The organism is Pelagicoccus mobilis (genome assembly GCF_016595505.1).
GTDB lineage: Bacteria > Verrucomicrobiota > Verrucomicrobiia > Opitutales > Opitutaceae > Pelagicoccus > Pelagicoccus mobilis.
This window is the reverse complement of sequence record NZ_JAENIL010000015.1, coordinates 36,822-57,199: the sequence shown is the minus strand read 5'-3', so window position 1 is coordinate 57,199 and position 20,378 is coordinate 36,822. Positions and strand designations below refer to the sequence as shown.

The 20,378-nt window shown below is 54.4% G+C and carries 20 protein-coding genes; 11 read left to right on the top strand and 9 right to left on the bottom strand.

What is annotated here, in order from left to right; translation table 11 throughout:
• Positions 1-25 precede the first annotated feature (25 nt).
• From JIN87_RS09690 to lipA, 3 genes are all read right to left on the bottom strand, one after another.
• Positions 26-802 (bottom strand): DUF3450 family protein, encoded by a 777-nt coding sequence (locus JIN87_RS09690; protein ID WP_200355356.1) that lies wholly within the window; start codon positions 800-802, stop codon positions 26-28.
• Between the two features lie 638 nt (positions 803-1,440).
• Positions 1,441-1,902, bottom strand: coding sequence for a RidA family protein (locus tag JIN87_RS09685; protein WP_200355355.1), 462 nt, complete (start codon positions 1,900-1,902; stop codon positions 1,441-1,443).
• Between the two features lie 49 nt (positions 1,903-1,951).
• Positions 1,952-2,824 (bottom strand): lipoyl synthase, encoded by an 873-nt coding sequence (gene lipA / locus JIN87_RS09680; protein WP_200355354.1) that lies wholly within the window; start codon positions 2,822-2,824, stop codon positions 1,952-1,954.
• Between the two features lie 142 nt (positions 2,825-2,966).
• On the opposite strand from lipA, the gene lysS reads away from it, so the two are divergent.
• From lysS to lepB, 6 genes are all read left to right on the top strand, one after another.
• Positions 2,967-4,433 (top strand): lysine--tRNA ligase, encoded by a 1,467-nt coding sequence (gene lysS / locus JIN87_RS09675; RefSeq protein ID WP_200355415.1) that lies wholly within the window; start codon positions 2,967-2,969, stop codon positions 4,431-4,433.
• Between the two features lie 140 nt (positions 4,434-4,573).
• Complete coding sequence (locus JIN87_RS09670; RefSeq protein ID WP_200355353.1) at positions 4,574-5,803, top strand: ABC transporter permease; 1,230 nt, start codon at positions 4,574-4,576, stop codon at positions 5,801-5,803.
• Positions 5,796-6,473 carry an ABC transporter ATP-binding protein gene (locus JIN87_RS09665; RefSeq protein WP_200355352.1) on the top strand — a complete coding sequence of 226 codons (678 nt, stop codon included), beginning with the start codon at positions 5,796-5,798 and terminating at the stop codon, positions 6,471-6,473. The genes JIN87_RS09670 and JIN87_RS09665 overlap by 8 nt, the downstream gene beginning before the upstream one ends.
• A gap of 22 nt (positions 6,474-6,495) precedes the next feature.
• The gene (locus tag JIN87_RS09660; protein WP_234033325.1) at positions 6,496-7,428 is read left to right on the top strand and encodes a Gfo/Idh/MocA family protein; all 933 of its coding nucleotides are present in this window, start codon (positions 6,496-6,498) and stop codon (positions 7,426-7,428) included.
• Positions 7,429-7,434: 6 nt separating this feature from the next.
• A complete protein-coding gene (gene lpxB, locus JIN87_RS09655) occupies positions 7,435-8,610 on the top strand; it encodes a lipid-A-disaccharide synthase (protein WP_200355351.1) in 1,176 nt (391 codons plus the stop codon).
• 86 nt (positions 8,611-8,696) lie between these two features.
• A complete protein-coding gene (gene lepB / locus JIN87_RS09650; protein WP_200355350.1) occupies positions 8,697-9,413 on the top strand; it encodes a signal peptidase I in 717 nt (238 codons plus the stop codon).
• Here the strand turns inward: lepB and JIN87_RS09645 are convergent.
• The 3 genes from JIN87_RS09645 to JIN87_RS09635 all read right to left on the bottom strand — a co-directional run bounded on the left by JIN87_RS09645 (position 9,410) and on the right by JIN87_RS09635 (position 12,304).
• Positions 9,410-9,787 carry a hypothetical protein gene (locus JIN87_RS09645; RefSeq protein WP_200355349.1) on the bottom strand — a complete coding sequence of 126 codons (378 nt, stop codon included), beginning with the start codon at positions 9,785-9,787 and terminating at the stop codon, positions 9,410-9,412. The two genes, lepB and JIN87_RS09645, sit on opposite strands and share 4 nt — an antisense overlap.
• 181 nt (positions 9,788-9,968) lie before the next feature.
• Positions 9,969-10,355, bottom strand: a complete 387-nt coding sequence (locus JIN87_RS09640; RefSeq protein ID WP_200355348.1) for a rhodanese-like domain-containing protein — start codon at positions 10,353-10,355, stop codon at positions 9,969-9,971.
• Between the two features lie 155 nt (positions 10,356-10,510).
• Positions 10,511-12,304 (bottom strand): DEAD/DEAH box helicase, encoded by a 1,794-nt coding sequence (locus tag JIN87_RS09635; protein WP_200355347.1) that lies wholly within the window; start codon positions 12,302-12,304, stop codon positions 10,511-10,513.
• A gap of 253 nt (positions 12,305-12,557) precedes the next feature.
• Here JIN87_RS09635 and JIN87_RS09630 point away from each other — a divergent pair, with 253 nt between their 5' ends.
• The 4 genes from JIN87_RS09630 to JIN87_RS09615 are packed head-to-tail and all read left to right on the top strand — an operon-like array spanning position 12,558 to position 14,477.
• Positions 12,558-13,283, top strand: a complete 726-nt coding sequence (locus tag JIN87_RS09630; protein WP_200355346.1) for a spermidine synthase family protein — start codon at positions 12,558-12,560, stop codon at positions 13,281-13,283.
• Positions 13,283-13,948 carry a hypothetical protein gene (locus JIN87_RS09625; protein ID WP_200355345.1) on the top strand — a complete coding sequence of 222 codons (666 nt, stop codon included), beginning with the start codon at positions 13,283-13,285 and terminating at the stop codon, positions 13,946-13,948. The genes JIN87_RS09630 and JIN87_RS09625 overlap by 1 nt, the downstream gene beginning before the upstream one ends.
• 38 nt (positions 13,949-13,986) lie before the next feature.
• Positions 13,987-14,229, top strand: a complete 243-nt coding sequence (locus JIN87_RS09620) for an RNA-binding S4 domain-containing protein (protein WP_200355344.1) — start codon at positions 13,987-13,989, stop codon at positions 14,227-14,229.
• Positions 14,226-14,477, top strand: a complete 252-nt coding sequence (locus JIN87_RS09615) for a hypothetical protein (protein WP_200355343.1) — start codon at positions 14,226-14,228, stop codon at positions 14,475-14,477. Before JIN87_RS09620 ends, JIN87_RS09615 begins: the two co-directional genes overlap by 4 nt.
• A gap of 10 nt (positions 14,478-14,487) precedes the next feature.
• Here the strand turns inward: JIN87_RS09615 and JIN87_RS09610 are convergent, their stop codons facing one another.
• Positions 14,488-17,973 (bottom strand): PKD domain-containing protein, encoded by a 3,486-nt coding sequence (locus JIN87_RS09610; protein ID WP_200355342.1) that lies wholly within the window; start codon positions 17,971-17,973, stop codon positions 14,488-14,490.
• 177 nt (positions 17,974-18,150) lie between these two features.
• Between JIN87_RS09610 and JIN87_RS09605 the strand changes: the two genes are divergently transcribed.
• A complete protein-coding gene (locus JIN87_RS09605) occupies positions 18,151-19,365 on the top strand; it encodes an MFS transporter (RefSeq protein ID WP_200355341.1) in 1,215 nt (404 codons plus the stop codon).
• Positions 19,366-19,442: 77 nt separating this feature from the next.
• Here the strand turns inward: JIN87_RS09605 and JIN87_RS09600 are convergent, their stop codons facing one another.
• On the bottom strand, positions 19,443-19,778 hold the full coding sequence (locus JIN87_RS09600) for an energy transducer TonB (RefSeq protein ID WP_200355340.1): 336 nt from the start codon (positions 19,776-19,778) through the stop codon (positions 19,443-19,445).
• A 259-nt stretch (positions 19,779-20,037) separates the two neighbouring features.
• The gene (locus tag JIN87_RS09595) at positions 20,038-20,373 is read right to left on the bottom strand and encodes an energy transducer TonB family protein (RefSeq protein ID WP_200355339.1); all 336 of its coding nucleotides are present in this window, start codon (positions 20,371-20,373) and stop codon (positions 20,038-20,040) included.
• Between the last annotated feature and the right edge of the window lie 5 nt (positions 20,374-20,378).

Genomic DNA, 20,378 nt, shown 5'->3' with positions numbered 1-20,378 from the left:
TTTTGAAGTGGTTTCGAGTACGTGCTTATTCGACTTCCGTAACGGTGAGTGGGAGGTCGACGAAGCGTACTGTCGCTTCGCGCTTCTGCATGGCGACTGCGTCGGCGATGTCGTTAGCGAGTGAATTGTCTTCGAAACGCTTCCAGCCGTCCTTAGCCGGAACCATGTAGCCTGCTTCGCTTCGTGTACCGTCGACGTAGTAAGCGATGGAGAGACCAACGTAGAGAGTGTCAACACGGACGCGCTCGCCCTTGATGTCGCTGATTTCGTTCACGACGGTGAGCTGGCTGTTGAACTTTTCGATTTCGGTAAGAACACCGATGATGTTCATCACGCGAACTGAAAGAGTGGAAGCGTCCATTTCACGCTTCGTCTTAGGGATGCGCTGAGTGATGATGGATAGCTTGTCTTGGAGGGAAGTCGGGAGGTACTTGACGATGTCGAGTACGGCGGCTTCGAGGTCTACGATCTCAGTCTTGATGATCGCGGACGCTTGCTTGAGTTCGTTTTCTTCCGCAGTGAGGTCGTCACGAGCCTTTTCTGCGTCAGTCGCTTCAGCCTCGTAGGACTCGATCGCTGTTTCGATCTTTTCGATTTCGTCTTCGAGGAGCTCGATCGATTCCTGGAGCGTCTGTTTTTCGACAGCCCAGTCGTTCTTCTCCTCGGAAACGATTTTCTTGAGTTCTACCCATTCTTTTAGGGTTGAACGCGTTTCTGCGAGTTGAGGCGCCGCGCTGAGTGCGGCTGTGCCGGCGAGTGCGATACCCGCGGCGATTAACTTTACTACTTTGTTCTTAGTCATAGTACGGTCTACGTTTAGTCGTAAGGATTTTCGATAGCTATAGTCTTGAAACTTTAGGGTGGGTTGCGCCCGATGCTGCTGCTGCGAAAGCCGAAACCGCAGTTAGCGGGCCTGTTAATACGGGAAATCGGAAATGCTAATAGTTTCTCCTGTCGGCCAAAAGGGGCTCGGTTGGAGACTGGTTTGGCGGGGTGTTGGGCGTTGCTGGGTTCAGTTCTCGGCCAGGAGAAGCAACGGAAACTAAGGTGAACTTTTCTGGGATCAAAGGGGAACTGGGTTGTTGGGGGGTGGAAAACTGGAGAAAGCTGAACAAAAAGGCGCTGCGGTGGGGTGACTGCAAGTCTTTAGCGCTTCCTTAATTCCTTCACTTGTAGGAGCTGCGAATGTTTGTCAATAACGAGCTGAGAAAGATCCATTTTAAAGGGGTGTTTTGCTTAAATGTTTAATTCGCTCGAGGGGGCGGCTTTCTGCTTCATCCCTTTTGTTTAGGGCTTTGGGAGGGGCTGGGGTCGTATCCGGAATTGGAGACAATTATTTTAATAAAGTAGGGTGTCTGGTGGCGATCGGGGAGGAAGCGTATCGGCTTCTGGAAGCCGTTGAGGGCCTAGTGGTTATGTTTGGAGGCGGTTCCTAAGCGTTCATTTAAGCTCAATGAGCACGCGTGTCTCCACGGCTGAGTTGAGGGGCAGCCCGTTTGAGGATAGGGCCACTCGAGTGTGGCGGCCGGCGTCGCCAAACAGTTCCACGGAGAGGTCGGAGGCTCCGTTGATGATTTTTGGGGCGTCGGTAAAGCCGTCTACTCCGTTTACGAATCCGTCGATATGGAGAACGCGACTGAATTTTTCGAAGTCCTCTGTTGCGACTCTGGCGTGGGCGAGGGCGTTCAGGAAGCACCAGCGCGCCGCTTCGTAGCCGTCTTCGATGCTTAGGTCTCCTCCGATTCGCCCAGTGATTATGGCGCCGTCCTTGACTGGCAGGCTGCCGGAGAGCGAGAGCAGGTTTCCGCTGATCGCGTAAGGCAGGTAGTTGCCCTTTACTTCGCCAGCAGCTGGAAGGGAGAGGCCGAGGGCTTCGAGTTTCGAGAGTAGTGATTCAATCATTTTTGGGGAGAGGAAGCGTTCGGCGGGAGTTGTTGGAGGGCGGGCTGTTTTAGGCTCTCAGTTTTTCGACTCCGGTGAAGTGCGATGACTGTTCGTCGGCGTGGTAGGAGGAGCGAACGAGGGGGCCGGATTCCACCTTGGTGTAGCCGATCGATTCGCCGTAGGTTTTGTAGGCTTCGAATTCTTCAGGCGTAACCCAGCGTTCCACTGGCAGGTGTTTGCTGGTAGGCTGGAGGTATTGCCCGAGAGTGAGGATTTTGGTGTCGATCTCGCGAAGGTCGCGCATCGTCTGCTCGACTTCTTCCTTGGTTTCTCCGAGGCCAAGCATGAGACCGGACTTGGTGACGAAGCCTCGCTTGGCGGCATGTTCGAGTACCTTGAAGGAGCGTTCGTAGCGGGCCTGCACGCGAACAGGCTTTTGCAGGCGTTCTACGGTTTCGACGTTGTGGTTAAAGATGTCTGGTTCCGCATCGAGCACGATGTCGAGCTGGTCAGTCTTTCCGCGGAAGTCTGGAGTGAGGACTTCGATGGCTACGTCCGGGCAGCGGTGCCGGATGGCGCGGATGGTTGCGGCCCACACGGAAGCTCCACCGTCCTTGAGTTCGTCGCGAGTGACGGAGGTGATCACCGCGTGGCGGAGATTCATGGAGGCGACGGCTTCAGCGACTTTGGCGGGTTCACCGATATCGTACTCGGTGGGGCGACCGGTTTGGATCGCGCAGAAATTGCAGGAACGCGTACAGATGTTGCCCAGGATCATCAAGGTGGCTGTGCCACGAGACCAGCATTCGCCCATGTTGGGGCATTGAGCGCTTTGACAAACGGTGTGCAGTCCGCCGTTGTCGATCATCTTGCGGACCTCGCTATATTGCTTGCCGCTTGGTAGCTTTGCTCGGAGCCAGTTTGGCTTACGCGTAGTCATAAGGGTGCTTGAGATTAGTCGGTATTAGGAAAACTCAATCCTCAAATGCTTTATGAGCAACAATCCTTACCTGCAGCGCGACGGCGGGAAGAAAGGCTTTGATCTTTTGGCGACGAGTCGCCTAATCCTCTCGTTTACGATTATGAGCTCAAACTTGTCCGATATTTCCCACGACCAATTGGCAGTGCGCCGCCAAAAGCTTGCGGACCTGCGCGAAAAAGGCGTGGACCCATTTCGTACCGAATTTCAGCCGACGCATTTCGCGACCGAGGCGGTAGCGGCATTCGTGGAGGGAGCCGAGCCGGAAGATCAGCCGACTGTGAGTGTGGCTGGCCGCTTGACGGTGAGACGCAAGATGGGGAAGGCTCAGTTCATCAAAATCCAGGACCAGACCGGAATCATCCAGGTCTACGTTCGCCTCGACGGTATCGGCGAAGAGGAGTACGCGGAGTTTAAGAAGCTGGATCTTGGAGATATCATCGGAATCGAGGGGCAGCTATTCCAGACGAAGACAGGCGAGATCAGTATTCGAGCTTCGAAGTACGCCCTGGTCTCCAAGTCGCTCCGTCCGCTCCCGGAGAAGTTTCATGGTCTAACTGACGCGGAGCAAAAGTACCGTCAGCGTCACCTCGACCTGATCATGAACAAGGAATCCCGTGAGCGCTTCTTTAATAGAAGCCGCATCCTCAGCGGAATCCGGCGTTACTTGGAAGAGCGTTCTTTTCTAGAAGTAGAAACGCCTGTTTTTCAGAACATCGCTGGCGGGGCTGCCGCGAAGCCATTCGTGACGCACCACAATACGCTCGATCGCGATTTCTTCATGCGAATCTCTCTGGAGCTCTACTTGAAGCGTTTGCTCGTTGGTGGATTTGATCGCGTGTACGAAATTGGACGCAATTTCCGAAACGAGGGAATCTCTCGTCGCCACAACCCTGAGTTCACGATGTTGGAAGTGTACCAAGCGTACTCTGACTACCGTGGCATGATGGAGCTTATCCAGGGCTTGATTCGCCACCTCGTCACCGACGTGCTCGGCGGCAAGGAGATCAAGATGCCGGATGGCGAAGTCATCGATTTCATGGGCGAGTGGAAGGAAGCCAAGTACAAGGATCTCGTCTGCGAGAAGGTCGGCGATCCGGATTGGTTTTCCAAGACCAAGGAGGAGAAACTGGCTAAGACCAAGGAGCTCGGCCTCGACTGCCAGCCCGACTGGGAAGATTACGAGGTCTCCAACGAGGTCTTTGGCAAGCTCATCGAGCCGAACCTCATTCAGCCAACATTCGTGACGCACCTGCCAAAGGAGCTTTGCCCTCTGGCTAAGCTGACCAAGGATGACGATTCTACGATCGACGTGTTCGAGCTCTGCATTGGCGGCATGGAGATTGCTCCAGCGTATTCCGAGCAGAACGATCCGGACGTGCAGCGTGAGATGTTTGAGAAGCAAGCCGGCGAGGAAACGCAGGACATCGACGACGATTTCCTCGAAACGCTCGAATACGGGATGCCTCCAGCAGGCGGTCTCGGCATGGGGATCGATCGTATCGTGATCCTGTTGACCGAAGCGGAAAACATCCGTGACGTAATTCTCTACCCGCAGCTTCGTTCGTAAGGGGAGCTCGGATACGGAACTATTTTTCAGATGGGACGTCTTTTCGAAGGCGTCCTTTCTTTTTGCGCGTCTTCGGGGAGGCCGAACCGCCTCATATCTAGCCTTGCTTCCCGCCGCCGCTTACTAATTCTAGCTGGCCAATGCCTTGGTATCTATACATCGCGATTCGTCACACCTTTCCAAAAGGAAAGCGTTTGCCGTTTTTTACTGTGATGTCGGTCACGGGCGTGGTGCTTGGCACTATGGCTTTGGTAGTGGTGCTGAGCGTTTTTAATGGCTTCGGGCACGCTATTCGTGAGGTCGTCTCTGAGACGACTGGCGACCTGAAGGTCATGAACGGCCGGATATTTGACGACTACGAGGAGAAGATGGACCTGCTCGAGTCATCTGAGCTCGTCGAGTCTGCAGCGCCTTCTGCCTTCGGGATGGTGATGTTGAAAGCGGGAAACCGCCCAATTGTGCCGCAGATTCAAGGGATCGACATCGAGCGGGAGAGAGGAGTCGTGCCGATCGATCGCTATGTGTATTCAGGATCCTTGGACGATCTTGATGATGATTCGATTTTGATCAGTTCGGGCGTTGCGAATACCTTGCGGCTGCGTGTGGGCGATGAAGTGGACGTTTATACACCGCTGATGATCGAGCGACTAAAGCAGGATGAGGTCTTGTTGCCTAAGCTTCTGACGGTTGTGGGCGTATTCAAAACTGATTTCGCCAAGATCGACGAAAATACGATCATCAGCACGCTGCGGACGATGCAGGATCTGTATGGCTTGGGGGATGGCGTGCATACGATCAAGGTTAAGCTCAAAGAGGGGGTTGATCCAGATGAGGCGGCGGTAAGGCTGCAGGAGCGTTTTGAGGCGCCGTTTCGAGTGTCGACTTGGATCGAGAGCAATGCGGAGTATCTCGCGATCATCCAGTTTGAAAAGCGAATGATGTTTTTCATTTTGCTGATCATTATCTTGGTTGCCTCCTTTTCGATCGCTACGTCGCTGTTTACTTCCGTGGTCAAGAAGACACGTGAGATCGGCTTGTTTACCTCGATGGGAGCGAGCAGTCGGCAGATCGTATCCTGTTTTTGCTTGCAGGGTTTTTCGGTGGGGGTTGTGGGAACTGCGATCGGCTATTTGCTGAGTTTTACTGTGCTTAGTTTTAGAGACCAAATCACGAATGCTCTGTTCGCGATGATGGGGGGTAAGGAGCAAAGTATGCAGTTCTACTTCTTTTCTCGTTTGCCCGTCCATTACGATAAGGTGGATTTGATTGTGATCGCGGTGCTTACGGTCTCGATTGCTACATTGGCTGGTCTGGTGCCGGCTCTTAAAGCTGGGTGGCTCAAGCCTGCGGAGGCGTTGCGTAGTGAGTGATGCGGTGATCCAGGCTGGCGATATCGCGAAGACCTACCGGACTGGAGAGGTGTCGCTGAAGGTGCTTGAGTCACTGAACCTGTCGATCGACGCAGGGGAGTTTGTCAGTATTCAAGGAGAGTCCGGTTGCGGGAAAACGACGCTGCTGAATGTTTTGGCAGGGATCGAGTCGCCGGATTCTGGATACGTAAAATGGGGTGGCCAATCGATCTCTACGCTGGGACGAAACGAGCTGGCTCGACGGCGAGGGGCTTTTCTGGGGATCGTATTTCAGTCTTACTATCTTGTTCCGGAAATTGATACTTTGCAAAACGTGCTGATGAGCCGTCGCATTGTGAATGGCGGTCTGAGCACGGAAGATGTAGAGGATGCGAAGACTCTGTTGGGCAAGGTAGGTCTTGGAGATCGTTGTCATCAGTTGCCCGGTACTTTGTCCGGTGGGGAGAAGCAGCGTGTTGCGATCGCGAGAGCGTTGTTGACGAACCCCAAGCTAGTGCTTGCTGACGAGCCTACTGGAAATCTAGATGAAGCGACAGGCGAGGTGGTGATGGATCTTTTGCAGGGACTTTGCGGAGAGACGCAGACAGCCCTTGTTTTGGTGACGCACAACCCGGATCACGCGAGTCGAGCCAATCGCAAGCTAACTCTTTCACACGGACAAATACACTAACACTTTTCACCCAATAATCACGATGAGCGAAAACAAACTAAAATGTGGCGTAGCCGGAGTCGGCTACCTTGGCCAACACCATGCTCGTATCTACAGTGAGCTCGAAAACGTGGAGCTCGCGGGTATTTTCGAGACGAATACAGAGCGTGCCGCAGAGATTTCCGAGAAGTTTGGCTGTCCGGTCTTTTCTACGATCGAGGAGCTCGGGGCTGCTTGTGATGCTGTGAGCATTGTCGTTCCGACCGACAAGCACCATCAGGTTGCTTTGCCGTTACTCGAAGCTGGGTGTCATCTGTTGATCGAAAAGCCGATTTGTCAAAGCCTCGAGGAGGCGGCGGACATCCTTGAAAAAGCGAAGCAAGCTGACCTGCTCGTGCAAGTAGGTCATATTGAGCACTTCAATCCGGTGATGAGCTTTTTGGAAGAAGCGGTTGTAGCTCCAAAGTTCATAACGGCGGACCGATTAGCTCCGTTTCAGCCAAGAGGAACGGAAGTTGGCGTGACGCTCGACTTGATGATTCATGACATTGGGATCGTTCTGCAGCTTGTGAAGTCGCCGGTGAAACTCGTGCAGAGTGTTGGGGTGAGCGCGTTGTCGCCAACTGAGGATATCGCAAATGCTCGAATCGAATTTGAGAATGGTTGTGTCGCAAATTTGAATACGAGTCGAGTGAGCAGCAAGAAACTGCGTGAAATTAGAGTTTTCCAGCCGAGTGGGTACTTGTCGCTCGATTTCATGAATCAGGCGGGCCATGTCGTGAAGATTGATGGTGGGCAGATGAAGAAGTCGGAAGTGCCTATTGAAAAGGGTGAGCCGCTTAAGCTCGAGTTGGCGAGTTTCGTTGAAAGCGTGAACGAGCGTAAGCAACCGAAGGTGGGCGGAGAGCTTGGTAAGACGGCTTTGGAATTGGCAATCACGATTACGCAGCAGATCCGCGAGCGTGCGTCGATGTAAGTCTAGATGTCCGATTCTCGAGAGTTAGGTTTTTCGTTCGCTCCTCCTGAGACGGGGGGAGTGGACGTGTTGGTGATTGCTGGCGAGCATTCTGGCGACGAGCATGCGGCTCGCATGGTCAAGTCTGCCCTTGCGCAAAACGAGAGCTTAAAGGTGTGCGCGGTCGGGGGGCGTCATTTGAAGGCGGCGGGAGCTCAATTGCTCTTCGACTTGACGCAGTATTCAGTTGTTGGATTCGTCGAGGTCCTGAAGAATTACAAGGAGTTGAAAGCCTTGTTCGACGAAATCGTTGGCTGGATTAAGGAGCATCGGCCGAAGGCGGTCGTGTTTGTGGATTACCCTGGGATGAACCTGCGGATCGCTCAACGTCTGGCTGACGAGGGCGTTTCGCATCGTTCGGGAGGAGCGACGCGTTTACTTTACTACATAAGTCCTCAGGTTTGGGCTTGGAAGGAAAAGCGGAAGTTCTCCATGGCCAAGATTCTCGACTCGCTAGCGGTTATCTTTCCGTTCGAGGTAGACGTTTTTGAGGGGACGCAGCTTGAGACGCGGTTTGTGGGGCATCCGTTTCTTTCTAGCGATTACGACCTTCCGGTGAGCTACGACCCGAGTGGGCCTATTCTTTTGCTGCCGGGGAGTCGTAAGGCGGCGATTGGTCGAATCGCTCCGGATTTGTTTGCAGCTTTCAGCGAGTGCCTGAAGAGCAAGTCGAAGTTGGAGGCGGTCTGTATTTATGCCTCGGAGGAGTTGAAGGTTCTGCTGGAGAGCATTCTGGAGAAATTCCCTGATGTGGCGGAGCGAATTACTTTGCGACCGAATACGGATTCGATCGGAGCTCGGGCGGTGTTGACTAGTTCCGGGACGATGTCGCTGAATTGCGCCTTGGCTAATATTCCTGGTGTAGTGGCATACCGGACACACCCGTTGACCTATGTGATGGCTCGCGTGCTGGTGAAGGTGAAGTATATCGGAATCGCTAACTTGCTTTTGGATAAGCCGCTTTATCCGGAGTACATCCAGGGAGCGGCAACGCGAAAGAAGCTCGCCGCAGAGATCATGGACTGTATCGAGAATGTGGATCGCATTAAGCAGACGCGTAACTGGGCGGCTGAGCTTCGAGAATTACTCGATAAGCCGAGTTCCGGAGGCGTGGCGGACTGGTTGCTGGAGTACGTGAAGTAGCAATCTCCTGTAACCCTTTTCTATTGATCGGGTAGTGCTAGGAAACTCCTGCGCTTGTCGTGGGAAGAATTTCTGGTGACTGCCCTATGAGTACTAAGACTGTAAAAGAGAAGTGTCTGTCGTTTCTGCGTCGACAATGGCTGGAGTGGAGAACGACTTTGTTTGTGATCGTGTTTGGGCTCGTACCGCTCAAATCGAGTTTTGCGGACTGGAATTGGGTGCCGACCAGTTCGATGAATCCGACCATTCTCGAGGGGGATATGGTCTTCGTTAACAAGATGGCCTTCGGCCTGCGTGTGCCTTTGACAATGAAGCGGGTCGGACGCTGGGCCGATCCTGAGCCGGGCGATATCGTAGTCCTCTTCTCGCCTGAAGACGGGATTCGTTTAGTGAAGCGGGTTATTGGTGTGCCCGGCGATCGAATTGAAATGAGAGATAACCAGCTGTTTGTGAATGGCGAGCGGTTGAAGTACGGTGCGTTGCCGGTTGGATTTTCCTCGGGGTTGGAGAAGAATTTGGAGAAGCGAGCGGTTTTTGCGGAAGAGACGATCGGGCGACGGGGGCATGCGGTTATGGCGATTCCATCGGTTTTGGGGGCAAGGCGAAGTTTTGAGCCGATCGAGGTGCCTGACGGAAAATACTTCGTAATGGGGGACAACCGAGACGTGAGCCACGATTCGCGAGCCTTTGGCTTAGCCGATCGGGAGCAGATCATTGGCGAGGCGACTCATGTGATCGTCTCTTTCAATATTCTCGATCGATTACAGCCGCGATGGAGCCGGTTTTTCAGCAAGCTGCTCTAGAGTTCAAAGGGTTCCGCAAGCCAGGCGAGGGCAGCGTCGCGGTCGCTGAATGTTTGGACGATCTTCTCTGGCATTTTGATCATGTTGATCTCGATGGCCATTGAGTTGGATGAGTACTGGACGTTGTTGTAAACGAGTACGGCCAGGCGTCTCTGGAAGGGGCACTTCCCGATTTCGGACGCGCCTCGAAAATCGTAGGAGAACGATTTCGTACAGTTGAGGATCAAGTCGTATGGCTCGCTTCGAAGTTTGGTCCAGAATTCGAGTTCCTCGCGAGCGCACTCGCCATCTACGTTTACCCCTTCGTCGACGAAAACCTCAAATAGATCGTCTTTGATTTGGATGATGGTGCAAAAGGAAAGGCGATATTCCATGTGGTAGGCGAACCTGCCTGTTAGAACGTAGGCAGACTTTGATTACAAGGATAGGGGTAAGTCACTAGGATTTATGTTGCGGGTAAACCTTTATAAGGTGCTGTTGCAAAAAGGTTTACTCGGGATCTCTGGTGTCAATACCCCTCCATGGCAAGTCAAAGCTATTGCCGGCGGGAAATTGTTACATTTCCACGACGGGGAGTCCTTCTCGCTTCCAGGCGTTAATCCCGCCAGACTGATTCACAAGTTGCTCAAAGCCTAGGCTCTCGAGGTAACTAGCCGTCTTTCCGCTGCGATTTCCAGAGCGACAATAGAGTAGGATCTTTTTCGTTTTGGGTAGCTTTTGAATCTCTTCGCGGAAGGTGTTGGCGTAGTAGTTGACGAGCTTAGATCCCTTTATATGGGCCGCCTTTGCTTCTTCGGGGCTGCGTACATCGACGAGAACGGTGTTTTCTTCTTTGATGAGTTCTGCGAAACGAACAGGGAGTGCCTGCTCGACTTCAGCGTAGAGAAAACAAGGGAGAAGCGATAGCGTGAGAATAGCGACGAGCTTGAGATCAGCTTTCATGGAAGCTGAAGCTTAGCGGCCTTAGGAGTCCGAGCAACAACTATCGCAGGAGGCGATGAAGCAGGTGTCGCAAATTGCGAGAGAGCCCGCCTCTGTTTCGAGGGGAGCCCCGCAGTGTTCGCACTTTTGGGGCTCGGGTTCGGACGCTTGATCCACTATTTTTTGAAGAATTTCCGTTTCTTCTCGATGACTTTTGTCATCTGTAGTTGCTGGCCGGATACCCATGCTTTCTTGAGCTGCTTTAGGACTTCCTTAGGCATGCCTTTGGGGAGGTCGACGATGCTGTGATCGTCGAAGATGTCGATTCGCCCGATGTATTTTGCGTCGAGACCGGCTTCGTTGGCGATGGCTCCCACGATGTTGCCTGGCTTCACTTGGTGATCGTGCCCGACCTCTACCCGGTAGCGATCCATGTCGGCGTTGGCGGGTGGTGATTCTTGATCGCGCCGCTCAGAGCGTGGGCGTGGGCTGTCGAAATCTCGATCCCGTCGATCCCGATCCGAGAAGCGATCTTGGCGGGGAGCTCTGTCACGATCGAAGTCGCGATCATTTCTGGGGCCTCTGGATTCGCGAGGCTCACGTTCGCGGCGTGGTTCGCGATCTGAGCTAGGCGAACTAGATGGAAGAGGCTTTCCTGTTTGCAGCATTTTTAGGAGAACCGCAGCGAGCGTTTCGGCGTCTGTTTCGAGATTGGTGACCGCTTCGGTGATAGCGGTGCGTTCACGGTTGATTTTTCCTTCCTCGATGATTTTCGCGATTTTCTTTTCGAGCTTGGCCTGGCGAATCTCGGCGATGAGGGCTCGAGATGGCGGCGGCATGGGCTGCATTTGCTGCCGAGTGGTGTGCTCGATGTCGCGGAGCTTGCGGAAGTCGCGCCGTGTTAGGAGGAGGATCGCTTCGCCGCTTCGGCCGGCTCGGCCAGCGCGGCCAATTCGGTGGATGTAAGGTTCCGCATCATCCGGTATGTCGAAATTGAATACATGGGAGATGCGGTCAACGTCGAGTCCGCGAGCTGCTACGTCGGTGGCGACGAGGATATCGATTTTCCCTTCTTTAAGGAGGGCGACTGATTTCTCGCGGCGTCCTTGAGAGATGTCTCCATGAATCGCTTCCACGGAGTGTCCGTGTACGGCGAGTTCGTCCGCGACCATGGAGGCGGCGGACTTGGTGCGAGTGAAGATAATGGCGGCGTCTCGTTCTTCGGTTTCCAGCAAGTTTGCCAATACCTCGAGCTTGTGGTGCATGCCGTTGCATTTGATGAAGCGTTGGCGGACGGTGGATACGGTGGCGGTACTGGCCTTGATCGCGACTGTGACAGGATCCTTTAGCTGCTTTTTGGCGATCGCCGCGATGCGCGGCGGCATGGTGGCGGAGAAGAGGGCGGTTTGGCGTTCCGCGGGTGTGTGCTCGAGGATCCATTCGACATCCTCGATGAAGCCCATGCGCAGCATTTCATCCGCTTCGTCGAGCACGACGTGGGAGATGCGGGAGAGGTCTAGGCTGCCGCGGCGAATGTGGTCCATGATGCGGCCTGGCGTTCCGACCACGATGGCGGGCTTGCGATCAAGGGCCTTGAACTGGCGGACGAAGTCGGTGCCGCCGTAGATGGCGGTGACTTCGAGGCGTTTCTGGTTTCGACCGTAGTTTGAGATCGACTCGGAAACCTGGAGGGCGAGCTCGCGGGTTGGGGCGAGAATGATCGCTTTGGGGCCTTCGTCCTTGGGATGCAGCATGGAGAGCAGAGGGAGGGCGAAGGCGGCTGTCTTGCCGGTGCCAGTCTGGGCTTGGCCTATGAGGTCGCGTCCGGAGAGGACCACCGGGATTGCTTGAGCCTGGATAGGGGAAGGCGTTTCGTAGCCGATTTCGACGAGAGCGTCTTGTACCGGCTGGCTTAGAGATAGATCCGCGAAGCGGACAGATTCTTCCTGTTCGTTTTCTTGTTCAGACATGGTCTGCTATGTGGCTTGGTGGCTAGTCAGCTCGACGATCCGTTCGTCTAACAAAATAGCCTGATTTTAAGCCGGCAGCCTTAATATGTCCCAACAATTTGCTCCCAGCTCGCGATATGAAGCTGGGGAGCGGTGACAGGTTTGAGGGAAAGCGCAAGGGAAATTGCAGCGAAGCGGCCGATTCGTGAACGGTTAAGTCGTGCTAAGCGATTATGGAGTTGTGCTTGGGGAGGGCTGGCGACATTGGAAAGCGATGAGTTTCGACTACGAAGAACTGGATTATCAGCCGACTGAGTTGGGCGACTTGATGTTGCGTCGTCGCCGACTGCCTCAATTAGGCGATACGGATATTTTCGAGGTGAAGCTCGGTGACTATTTCTTGATGTCGAGCCTGTACCACGAGGCGGAGTGGGAGTTGTCGAAGCTTGGGTTGGCGGCGGTTGAGGGTGAGTCCCTGGACGTCGTGGTAGGCGGGCTTGGTCTTGGCTATACGGCTGTTTCCGCTTTGGAGGACAAGCGGGTGAGTTCGTTGGTCGTTGTTGACTACCTCAAGCCTGTGATCGAGTGGCATCAAAAAGGTCTGGTGCCGATGGGCGAAACGTTGAACTTCGACGAACGGTGTCGGCTGGTTCATGGGGACTTTTTCGCGATGGCGCGGGATGTTTCGAAGAGCTTTGATCCTCAAAATGTGGAGAAGAAGCACGATGCGATTTTGTTGGATATCGACCACACTCCGACCAACGTGCTGCATCAGACCAATACTCGCTTCTACACCGAGGAAGGTCTGAGGGAGATGGCGACGCGTCTGCGTCCAGGTGGTGTTTTTGCTCTTTGGGCGGATGGTGAGCCGGAGGGCGATTTTACCGAGCATTTGGGTAAGGTGTTTGCGGAAGCGGTGGCTCATAAAGTGGTTTTTGCGAATCCTGTGACCAAAGGGGAATCCTGTGGCGCGGTTTACGTGGCGAAGGTTGCCGAGTAATGAGCAGGTTGGCGAAACAGTGCGTCTCCGGCATCAAGCAGAACATCTTGCCGGGGCTCGCTCTGCAGGCGATTGCCTGTGTCGTGGTAGGTGTCTATTATTTCGCTCCTGACGCTAGATGGGTGTATGACTGGGTCGCGTATGTGAAAGTCGAATACGGCTATCTGTACTCGATGGTCACGACCGGTATCTTTGGTGGGTTGCTCCCTTTTTTGTATTTGGCTGCAGTCGGCAAGGTCCCGAAGGGGGATTTTTGGCCAGTCGGCCTGTTCTTTCTCGGAGCTTGGAGTTGGAAGGGGATCGAGATCGATTTTCTCTACCGGATGCAGGCGGTGATGTTTGGCAGCGATACGGAGTTTTGGACGGTCGTCAAAAAAGTGGCGTTCGATCAGGTCGTGTTTTGCCCGCTTTGGTCGGCGCCTGTGACGGCGCTGCTTTACCGCTGGAAAGACTGCGGGTTTTCGTGGCGGCGTTTTCGGGCGAGCTTGGATTACGAGTTTTTCGAGATGGAGGTTTTGGGTGTTTTGGTCGCGATCTGGGTGGTTTGGATTCCAGGTACGGCGTTCATTTACTCGATGCCGAGCCCCTTGCAGTTGCCGCTCTTCCAGCTGGTCCTCTGCTTCTATGTGCTGCTGGTGAGCGTGTTGGGCAAGAAGCGGACTTGAGTATTGCTCGGTAAGCGTTGGCCGCTAGCTTGAGCCGGATGACAGGTGAGCCTATCAATGAAAAACGCGAAGTGCCGCTTAGGGGCGAATTTGTGGAGCTAAACAAGCTTCTTAAATTCGAGAACCTGGTAATGAGCGGTGGGGAAGCGAAGCTAGCGATCCAATCTGGGTCGGTACTCGTCAATGACGAGCCGGAGTCACGTGTCAGACGAAAGCTGGTCGCGGGCGATCGCGTTTTGTTTGCGGGAGTGGAAATTTCTGTCGTTGCCTCGGCGGGATGAGTTTCAAGCCGCCAGGCGAGTGCCCGAATTGCGGCGAGTATGTGGAAGCTGGAGCCGTTTCCTGCGATAGCTGTGGAAGCTGCGAGGACACGGGGTGGAACGATGACTCGCACTACGACGGGATCGACCTGCCAAGTTCTAGTTGGGAGGAAGAGGACTCGAACGCAAAAAACGACAGCAAGTTGTTGAGCGGGGTTGTAACTCTCGCTTTACTTGCGGCATTGGTTTATGTATTCGTTTTTCGCTGACGATTGATTCTTATTGGGTTGCTTTGACCCGGATGAAAATGGCTTCGTTGGCGTCGAAGCTCTGTGTCGTTGTCAGTTCCAGCAAGGTTTCGGTGTCGTCGGTGGTTTCTGTCGGCAGTGGATCCCAGACCTCTAGATTGACCGAGGACTCGAGGCTTAGCTCTACGTCGGTCTTGGCAAGTCGAGAGATTGACACCACGATCTTGCCATCTTCTTGAAACTCTAGGCTTGGGGGTGTCGGTACGGAATCGCTATCTGTCGGATCGCTGCCGAGGGCGTATTCGATGAAGTTGGGCGCCCAGTCGAAGTCGGGGTTTCCGAGAGCTCCTTGATCGGATTGATTTGTCGTGAAGCCTACTATCCAGGCTTCGAAGGCAGATACTACGGGGGCGAAGAATTCTTGCGATTGCTGGATCAGGCCGTTGTTACCGACGGATATGAACGTATTGGCAAAGAAGATACGGTCATTGAAGGAGGAGCCGGGGTCTCCTGCGGGCTGCCAATTTCTAGCGTCAGTGGAGAGGAAGTCCTGATTCGTCGTATTGTCTGTAGTGCCGTGTGCGGAATAGATGCCGTTGCCGTAGGCGAACATGCTTGCGAGCCGAGTCGAGGTAGGGCTGTTGTTAGTCCACGTTTCGCCGGAGTCAGCCGAATATACGATTCCTGAGAAGAAGCCGGAGCCCATGAGTTTTCCATTTAGGAAGTCTAGGTCCCTTAATCCGTACCATCCGAGCAAGCCAGATTCCGCTGCGTCTACGCGTGTCCAGTTCGTTCCGTCAGTACTTCTAAAGATGATGAGAGCCTTGGAGGTGTCTCCATTGTTGTCGGGATTCGATTCGAAAAAGTCATAGCCGCCCACCACGAAGTGTGTGCCGGTCCAGACCACGCTAGCTGCGCTTCCCCAAGCTCCGTCTGTGAGGCCTAGGTCGATGACTGTGAAGTTGCCTTCCGAATCGCGTCTCAGGAGTTTGGCGTTGGATTGGACGATGACGGAGGTATTGGTATTTGGATCTTCGGCGATGCTGAGGAATCCGAAGTCGCCGACCGATTCGGTGGTACGAAGTTCTTCGGTCCAGGTCATACCGTCGTCAGAGCTGAAGGCGATGCCGAGTCTTGGATTGCCTGGGCCTAGAGAGTCGGATCCAACCGCGATGAAGGACCCTCCGGTCCAGATAATCTGATTGGTTCTGTGATTGGGGAAGAAGTTGGGATTGAGGCCATGGCTTGTCCACGTTTCGCCATCTGTAGATCGCAGGTAGGTCCCTCTGTCTCCGCCGACTACGACTACGGATTCGTTTGCCGCGAGGGCGGTGAGATTGAATAGGGTGTCGGAGGTTCGGGTGGCGAGTTCGGTAATTGGGTCGGAAATCTCGACGTTGGCCTGATGGACGGAAGTGCCGCCCTTCTGGTCGGAAACGGTAAGGGTTAGCGTGTAGCTGCCTCCGACTGGAAACTCATGCTCGATACTGGCGGAGTTTACCTCGACGGTGCCGTCGCCAAAATCCCAGTGGTAAGAGAGTGGATCGCTATCGGGATCAGAACCGTCGAAAGAGAAGGGGATGCCGTTTCTTGCAACGCCTTCGGTAGAAGCGGTTAAGGTGCCTGAGGGGGCTTGGTTTCCGGAGAAGTCTCCGATGTTTACCGCGATATCTAGATAGCTGCCAGTAGCGTTCTGCCCTTTGGCGAGCGGGGTGATGTGCACACCTGCGTCAGTATCCGAATAGGTGCGACCGATCGCTATGCCGGAATCGTTTTTTCCGTCGGCTGAAAGTGGGGTCGTGTCCACGAGCCAGCTACGGTTGTTCGAACTGCCGGGGCGTTGCCAGATCAGGTAGGCGCCCCGGTCGAAATTTGCCAGACCTGGGTAGCCCTCGCGGAAACCGACCCAGTAGTGCTCGTTTCCTCCCGATTTGTTGACGCGAAGCGCTTGTAGGCCTGTGGCGGATACGTTGTCGAAGGCGTAGATGCGGTAGGTGTTGCTATCGTTGCTGGAGGTTAGGTCGCTCCATTGTGAGTTATCGATCCAGCCGAGGCGTTGTTTGGCCGCCATGTGAAAGTGCCCGGCCTCGATTTCGCCGTCTCCCATGACATCGAAGGGATCGCCGTATTCGATGTTTGCGCCGCTAGGGTCGACGGGGTTTGTTGAGTTGGGATTGCTGGCGGTGTGGTTCCAGTAGCTTGCGTGGTTAAGGCCGTAGTTGTGGCCGAGCTCGTGGACGATGGTGCTTGGGGGAGGGGTGTCTTGAAGCCATTGGCGTCTACCGCCCACGGTGGCGAGGCCCGCCCATCCAAATTCGAGATCGGGGAAGCTGATGGATACGTGGTCGTAGACGGTGGCGGGATCTGCGTTTCCGTCTGCGATGTAGGCAGTGACGGCATCGTCGTAGAGCTTGTCGGTGTTTTGGCTTTCTGGAGTGCCGTAGTCCGTGGTGGCTCCGAGGCGGTAGACGGAGTCGGTGACGGTGACGTCGACGGAGGTCTTGTTGTAGGAATATCGCGCGAATGTGGGGGCGACTTGGTTGTCTATCAGATCTTCGAGGGGCTGTTTTTCGAAGGGCGTTCCGTTCTTGTCGGAAAAGTCGACTCGGATGATTAGGTAAGGGCGTAGTTCATCGGGAGGCGGTCCTACTGAGGCTTCCTGGTCTGAAAAGAAAGTGCCTTCGGAAAAGGGAGCAGCTTCTTTTCTTAGGCTAGCCAAGAGGGCGGGGCTGCCGATATCGAGCCCTGGTCGGCTGTCGAGGTTTGCGAGTTTTTGCTCGAAGAGGGAGAGGTTTTCCTCGTTGGCGAAGCGGAACAGATAGCCGCCTGAAATGGCGTGGATACTGGATTCGGCAAGGCTTTCGTTGGTGAAGAAGTCTGTCTGCGGGGCCGAGTTGGCAAGCGGGAGTGATTGCAGTGCCCAATCGAGCTCTTCGCCTTCCAGCCTCTGGAAAATCTGTTGGCGAACGATGGCGATGCCGTCGAGCTCGATACCTTGGACCGGCACGTTCTCCTTGCTCATGCTGAGGCGGTTTTGAGGCATGGGAGGGACTTGGTGGCGTTGCCCGTCCTCTGTCTTGAGGGAGTACTTGAAATGGGAGTGGTGGTGGTCGTGGTGCTCGTAGCAGACAGCGATAACGTCGAGATGGGCGAGCTCGCTAAAGGGGCGCTCGACGATGGCTTGGACTTCGGAAGGGAGTTGTTCGTATTCCCGCAAGCTGAAGGCGAGTTGCAGAGCGGTCTGGGGCTGAGTCTCCATGAGCTCCTTCATGGCGAGGCGGCGTTCTTGGGCGAGCTCGACGAGGGAGGTGTTGGCTGCGGTGGAGGAAGTCGTTTCTACGTTTTGCAGAGTATCGGCGATTTGCTGGGACAGCTCTGAAACGTGCTCTGCGGGGGGCTTTTCTTGCGAGGCCGATTTCGAAGCCTGAGGTCCGGCGTCTCTCAGGAAGAAGGTAAGCAGGGCGGCGCAGATGAGGGCTAGCGAAACGGCGAGCGCTTTCGAAGTGGAGGTCTTCATGGCGTAGACTTGGAGCAGGTTGGGGGCGATTTTTCAGGCCGAGAGCCGTCCAGCTAATCGCTTTAATAAGTTGTTCGAGTTGGAGGAATTTTACAACGACCAATCTGCATCGCTTGCTTAGAGCAAATTTTCTAGAATTGGCTTCTTTGTCTCGTTCGTTCCGCTAGGGTGGCCGCGATGTCGATCGATCCTGAAGTAATCCGAAAAACCTTCCGCTGGGACTGCCTGCGGGGCGCCATGTTTGGCGTACTCGAAACGGGCTGGGGTGGTTTCGCCTTGGTGATCGCGATCGGCTACTTCGAGGCCCCTGACACGGTGAAAAGTATCGTGGCGGCTGCGGCCGCGGTGGGGCTGTTGTTCAACCCGATTAGCCTGAGTCTGTTCTCTCGCACTGAAGTTCGGGCCAGTCGGTTGGCGGCGTCGATCGGCTATTGCTCAGGCGGGCTGATGCTTTTGGCTAGTTTCGCGGATACGTTGATGGGCTTTCTGGTTCCTGTGTGTTTGGCCTTTGCAATCGCGTCGCAGACGATGCCGCTACTGGTGCAGATTTGGACAGGGAACTATCCTTCCAACAAACGAGGCTCCTATCTCTCGGTGGCGATGATGATGACGGTTGTCGCCGCGTTTGTTTGTAGCGTATTGGGCGGGTGGGTACTCGATCGAAATATCGAGGACTATCGCTGGGTGTTGGTCGGACTTTCTGTGGCTTACTTCGCGAGCGGATTCGCTTTGGATCAAATGCCGTCGGGGCCTCTGAAAAAGGGGGTCGCGGAAAATCCGCTGCGAAATCTGGCCTATGCGGTAGAGGACAAGAAGTTTGGCATGATGCTGGTGAGTTGGATGTTTCTCGGCTTCGGAAACTTGATGGTTTTGCCTTTGAGGGTGGAGTACCTCTTGCAGCCCGAGTATGGAATCGAGGCGAGCAAGCTGACGGTGATGATGGCGACACTAGGGGTGCCGGCTCTCTTCCGTTTTGCGACTTCGCGGCTGTGGGGGTATCTGTTTGACCATATCGAGTTCATGGTCCTGCGGATGGTGCTCAACGGGCTGATCATGCTTTCGATCATCTTGTTCTTAACGACTAAAAATCTGTGGGTGATCTTCTCGGCGGCGGCGGTTTTGGGTACCGCAATGGCGGGGGCAAACCTTTCTTGGAACCTCTGGGTGACGAAGTTTGCGTCACCGGAAAAGGCTCCGGCCTACATGAGCGTTCACACCTTTACGACGGGAATTCGGGGTGTATTGGCTCCCTTCCTCGGCTTCTACCTTATTTCGGGAATTGGGGCCGGGATGACGGCGGTGATCGGTTCGACCTTGGTGTTCATCTCGATTCTGGTCGTGGGCGGGACCTATTTCTGGCTGCGTCGCTCGGGGCGGGCGGTGCAAGTCTAGGCTCTCGAAGTCGGGATACAAAAAAACGCCTCCCGCTGAAGGAAGGCGTTGTTTGGAATCCTCTTTATTCAAAGGCGTTAGCTCTTGAACTTGAAGGGGACGTTGATTTGGCACGCGATCGCGTTGCCGCCTTTTTGAGCTGGATTGAAACGCCATTGCTTGACGGCCGCCAATACGGAAGCGTCGAGCTCGGCGTCGGTGGATTTCGCGATCTTGGCGCCGACGACGAATCCCTTCTCGTCGATGTTGATGGTAGCCATCACCATGCCTGCGAGCTTCGCTGAGTTTTCTGGAGCTACGCTCATTTTAACGGATGGCTGCACGTCCCAGTCCGATGCCTCAGAAGATGGCATGTGGAGGAGGGCGGCCGACCCGATTAGCAGTGCGCAGATCGCGGATTTCAGTGGTTTCATCGTTTTCGTTTTTCCTTTTTTGTTGATGCTGGCCACCGGTAGAGGGAGTGGTGGCGAATCACTCATCGGCCCGTAAGGGTAGAACCGGAGGTAAATTTCCGTTGAAATGAGATTTAGAAATGGATCTGGGGTTTTGGATTAGTTGAACTAATGTAAGGTTTTGATGACCAATAGAATAGGGCATTTTGACTGGGCACAAAAAAACGCCTCCCTTTCGCGGAGGCGTTGTTGGTGTAAACTGAATCGTTGCTCTCTGAACCTAACCCTTGAACTTAAAAGGTACGTTGATCTTACAAGCGATTGCGGATCCGCCCTTCTTGGCTGGATTGAAACGCCATTTCTTGACGGCGTCTAGTACTTGAGGATCGAGATTGGCGTCTGTGGACTTCGCGATAGAGGCGTCAACGACGAATCCCTTTTCGTCGATGTTGATAGTGGCCATCACCATTCCGGTAATCTTGTTCGGATTCGCTGGAGCAACGCTCTTCTTTACGGATGGCTGCTCGTCCCAGTCGTTTGCATGGATCGCGGGGAGGGCGACGAATGCGAGGGCTGCAAGCAGGAATGCGTGAAACGCGGACTTAAAACTCTTCATGGTAA

Coding starts and splice junctions, on each gene's coding strand:
- lysS (WP_200355415.1), top strand. CDS start 2,967: ATGAGCTCAAACTTGTCCGATATTTCCCACGACCAATTGGCAGTGCGC.
- JIN87_RS09600 (WP_200355340.1), bottom strand. CDS start 19,778: ATGAAACCACTGAAATCCGCGATCTGCGCACTGCTAATCGGGTCGGCC.
- lepB (WP_200355350.1), top strand. CDS start 8,697: ATGAGTACTAAGACTGTAAAAGAGAAGTGTCTGTCGTTTCTGCGTCGA.
- JIN87_RS09615 (WP_200355343.1), top strand. CDS start 14,226: ATGAGTTTCAAGCCGCCAGGCGAGTGCCCGAATTGCGGCGAGTATGTG.
- JIN87_RS09605 (WP_200355341.1), top strand. CDS start 18,151: ATGTCGATCGATCCTGAAGTAATCCGAAAAACCTTCCGCTGGGACTGC.
- JIN87_RS09620 (WP_200355344.1), top strand. CDS start 13,987: ATGACAGGTGAGCCTATCAATGAAAAACGCGAAGTGCCGCTTAGGGGC.
- JIN87_RS09595 (WP_200355339.1), bottom strand. CDS start 20,373: ATGAAGAGTTTTAAGTCCGCGTTTCACGCATTCCTGCTTGCAGCCCTC.
- JIN87_RS09635 (WP_200355347.1), bottom strand. CDS start 12,304: ATGTCTGAACAAGAAAACGAACAGGAAGAATCTGTCCGCTTCGCGGAT.
- JIN87_RS09625 (WP_200355345.1), top strand. CDS start 13,283: ATGAGCAGGTTGGCGAAACAGTGCGTCTCCGGCATCAAGCAGAACATC.
- JIN87_RS09670 (WP_200355353.1), top strand. CDS start 4,574: ATGCCTTGGTATCTATACATCGCGATTCGTCACACCTTTCCAAAAGGA.
- lipA (WP_200355354.1), bottom strand. CDS start 2,824: ATGACTACGCGTAAGCCAAACTGGCTCCGAGCAAAGCTACCAAGCGGC.
- JIN87_RS09610 (WP_200355342.1), bottom strand. CDS start 17,973: ATGAAGACCTCCACTTCGAAAGCGCTCGCCGTTTCGCTAGCCCTCATC.
- JIN87_RS09660 (WP_234033325.1), top strand. CDS start 6,496: ATGAGCGAAAACAAACTAAAATGTGGCGTAGCCGGAGTCGGCTACCTT.
- JIN87_RS09630 (WP_200355346.1), top strand. CDS start 12,558: ATGAGTTTCGACTACGAAGAACTGGATTATCAGCCGACTGAGTTGGGC.
- JIN87_RS09640 (WP_200355348.1), bottom strand. CDS start 10,355: ATGAAAGCTGATCTCAAGCTCGTCGCTATTCTCACGCTATCGCTTCTC.
- JIN87_RS09690 (WP_200355356.1), bottom strand. CDS start 802: ATGACTAAGAACAAAGTAGTAAAGTTAATCGCCGCGGGTATCGCACTC.
- JIN87_RS09685 (WP_200355355.1), bottom strand. CDS start 1,902: ATGATTGAATCACTACTCTCGAAACTCGAAGCCCTCGGCCTCTCCCTT.
- lpxB (WP_200355351.1), top strand. CDS start 7,435: ATGTCCGATTCTCGAGAGTTAGGTTTTTCGTTCGCTCCTCCTGAGACG.
- JIN87_RS09645 (WP_200355349.1), bottom strand. CDS start 9,787: ATGGAATATCGCCTTTCCTTTTGCACCATCATCCAAATCAAAGACGAT.